This is a genomic window from Aliidiomarina sanyensis (assembly GCF_003987175.1).
Classification (GTDB): domain Bacteria; phylum Pseudomonadota; class Gammaproteobacteria; order Enterobacterales; family Alteromonadaceae; genus Aliidiomarina; species Aliidiomarina sanyensis.
The window spans coordinates 1-2,156 of the sequence record NZ_PIPM01000032.1; the positions used below are offsets into that span (position 1 = coordinate 1).

At 47.8% G+C, this 2,156-nt stretch carries 2 protein-coding genes; both read right to left on the reverse strand.

What is annotated here, in order from left to right; translation table 11 throughout:
- Positions 1-241 precede the first annotated feature (241 nt).
- On the reverse strand, positions 242-1,039 hold the full coding sequence (istB, locus tag CWE11_RS11920) for an IS21-like element helper ATPase IstB (protein ID WP_126777846.1): 798 nt from the start codon (positions 1,037-1,039) through the stop codon (positions 242-244).
- Positions 1,036-2,055 carry an IS21 family transposase gene (istA, locus tag CWE11_RS11925; protein WP_126777847.1) on the reverse strand — a complete coding sequence of 340 codons (1,020 nt, stop codon included), beginning with the start codon at positions 2,053-2,055 and terminating at the stop codon, positions 1,036-1,038. Before istA ends, istB begins: the two co-directional genes overlap by 4 nt.
- Positions 2,056-2,156 lie beyond the last annotated feature (101 nt).

A 2,156-nucleotide genomic window follows, 5' to 3' on the forward strand; every position in this document is an offset into this window, starting at 1 on the left:
TGTCAACAACGGGTGAAAACTGATCCACTTTTGTCCTAAAAACAACGGAGTAAAAGTGATCCACCCTTAGCTAATTTTATACTTCAGACGCCGACTACAAAGTGATCCACAAAAGTGCTTACTCAGCGTCAATTATCTTGGCCGGTTTGCGGTTTATCCGAAAAGCATCGGAATAAAATTGATCCACCTTAACGGCCATTTTCGTGCAAAACAACGGTATTTAACTGATCCATTGCTGCATTTAGGCATCAACAAGTACTTCTGTGCTTGTTTCAACTGCAGGTATGATTCCGGCAGCTTTTTTGCCCTTTAGTCGGAAGCTCTCACCACTAATTTGCACAATGTGCGAATGATGCAGAAGCCGATCTAATAGTGCCGCAGTAAGCGTTGTGTCATCGGCAAATGCATTCGACCATTGTGAAAATGGCAAGTTGCTAGTGACGATGACACTACCGTGTTCATATCGTTTGGCGATAACGTTAAAGAACAGGTTTGCCTCATCGCGGCCGAAAGGTAGATAACCTATCTCATCAATAATGAGCAGCTTTGGCGCGAGTACACTGCGCTTCAAGTACTGCTCAAGTCGGCCTTGGCTTTTTGCAGTTGCGAGCTGAAGCATTAAATCAGCTGCTGTAATAAACCGAGTTTTAATGCCACGCATGACCGCAAGGTAACCCAGACTGATAGCCAAGTGGCTTTTACCAACGCCGCTAGGACCGAGTAATACAATGTTTTCGGCACGTTCAACGAACGCTAAACCAGTGAGCTCTTTTAGTTGCTGTCGTGGTGCGCCACTAGCAAACTTAAAATCGTAATCATCGAACGATTTTAATGCTGGAAAGCCAGCGAACTTAAGAAGCGTCTCTTGTGTTCGTCGTGTCCTTGCTTGCAGCTCAAGCTGCAGTAGTTGCTCTAGAAAGTCGGCAAAAGTACCTTCTTTAGCACTTGTTTTATCTGCTACGGCAGACCACTCAGAACTTATGGTTCCGAGCTTGAGCGTCTCACAAGCGTCTAGTATGCGTTCTTGTTGAAGGTTCATAAACGTCCCTCCAACAAGCTGTCATAAACGCTCAGCGGGTGCTGTAAGCTCTCTATCGGTGTTGGTCGGCTCGAGGATGATGTCACGATACGACCGTGTTCTTTAGCTGGTAGCGGTTGTAAATGAAACCGCTCTTGCTCAAGCAATATCTGCGGCTTCTGACCGGTTGTACCGTGAATACGCTGATGCGCAACGTGTTCAATCCATGGGCCAATGTGAGCGTTGGCCACCGACACATCAAAGCGTAAGCCATGCTGCTTCAAACTCGTAGCTAATGGCGTGATGAAGCTGCTTTTTAAATATGAGTTGAAACGCTCAACCTTACCCTTCGTGCGAGCCCGGTAAGGGCGGCAAGCTCGCGGTTGGAAACCGTAGTACTTAGCAAACTCGAGCAGCGCTGGGTTCCAGCGATGTTGCCCTGGGCCATATGCATCACGTTCAATCATAATGGTCTTGGCGTTATCAAACAGAACGTGTTGAGTAACACCACCGAAGAAGGCAAATGCTTCTTCTAAACCGTACAACCAATCTTCTTGGCGCTCGCGCACTGAAAAGTGTACGAAGGTTGCACGGCTAAACGATAACGTTGCGACAAAGCCTTTCATGCGGCGCCGGTTGCGGTTAATGTTAGTGAAATCAACTTGCAACTGCTCACCGGGCTGGGTTTCGAATCGAACAACTGGGTCGTTCGCTTCTGGCTTTTTAAACTGCGATACATACTGTCGCAACTGAGTCATGCCGCCGTTATAACCTTGGGCTTCTATCTCTCGAAAGAGAACCGTTGCCGGTATCCAATCAGGCTCAGCGGCTTTAATCCGTTCACGAAGATAGCCCTCATAAGGGCCTAACTTCGTTGGGCGCGCTTCACGCGCCGAATAGCTTGGCGTTACTGTCGGCCGCGCCAGGTAGTTCTTTACTGTGTTACGGGAAATGCCAAGACGGCGTGCAATCTCGCGATTACTCAATCCCTGTCGGTGTAAAACGTGAATGTCCACTAGTTGCTCCTGAGTTAGCATGTTAGGCCGCCTTGTCATATTGAAAAGTGCGGCTATGATGCCTCAGGTGGATCACTTTTAAACCGTTGTCAGTGGATCAATTTTACTCCGTTGGTAACACT

Bases quoted from the DNA above. Each gene is read 5' to 3' on its own strand.
- istB (WP_126777846.1), bottom strand. From the start codon at position 1,039: ATGAACCTTCAACAAGAACGCATACTAGACGCTTGTGAGACGCTCAAG.
- istA (WP_126777847.1), bottom strand. From the start codon at position 2,055: ATGCTAACTCAGGAGCAACTAGTGGACATTCACGTTTTACACCGACAG.